Here is a 997-nt window from a genome sequence, read left to right on the forward strand (position 1 = left end):
GTTGAAAGTTGATAGAGATTTAAGGTTAGACTGAACCTAAAAAAAGGGTGGACGTTTTGAGCGTCCACCCTTTTTTACACTACTTAACTACCGCAATTTCGTGGCCGCCTAGCCCCTTTAATTTAATAAAATAGAGCCGAAACTAGCGTATAAAACTCCACATGGAATTTATTATTGTCAGGATTCGACCAGTGGAATAGACTTCTTTTTCGAGAAAGTCTAAACCGTAACCTGCTATCGATGTTTGGTGATAGTACCACAAATAAAGCAAATATTTTTTTTGCCTTTTATTTGTTTCACATTTTCACAGTATATACATCTCATATTTTGACCCCACCTTTTTAAAATTAATATGCTTTATATTTGAACAATCCCAAAAATAATATTCATATCTGGACAAATTGATGCAGATCTTCTGAAACGTTGGGGACAACCGCCAACGGGTCCGTCTTTTGATGAACTGAGTCCCGAAGCCAAGGAGAAAGCCGTTCGCATGAGGGAATTGGTTGAGCAATTCATCTCGGCGGACAAAATTGTAATCGCAAATCCGGTATGGAACTACTTATTTCCTCCTGTGTTGAAGGCATACATTGATGCGATTGCTGTACCAGGCATGACGTTCGAGCGGGCTGTTAACGGTGTTAGGGGATTAGGTGGCTTAGTAGGCACAGCAACCGGTAAGAAGGTTGCTCACATTCAAGCTTCAGGAACTATTTTGTCACACGGAGACTATCAAGAATTGAATTTTAGCGACAGCTACTTGAGAGCGGTGATGAAACTCCTTGGCATTGAAAATTTCCAATCCATCTTTGTGGAAGGTGTCGGGCAATATAAAGAACAAGCGCAGGAAATCAAGAACAAAGCCTTGCAGCAAGCAATTGAGCTGGCGGAGAAATTTTAAAGCGTAAGCCAAGTATGGGAATGAAAATTGAATAAAATGAATCCAAAGAAGGGCCATTCCGTAGAGGATGGCCCTTAGATTGAGCAGATAAAGGAC

Annotated in this window: 1 protein-coding gene; it reads left to right on the top strand. The window is 40.6% G+C overall.

The genetic code is table 11. The annotated features are described in order from the left end of the window. Positions 1-460: 460 nt before the first annotated feature. Entirely contained in the window at positions 461-901 is a 441-nt protein-coding gene (locus AC1DUA_RS38955; protein ID WP_477504779.1) for an FMN-dependent NADH-azoreductase, read from the top strand. The last annotated feature ends 96 nt before the right edge of the window (positions 902-997 follow it).

The sequence above is a fragment of the Paenibacillus sp. 01T422 genome, from assembly GCF_056398785.1.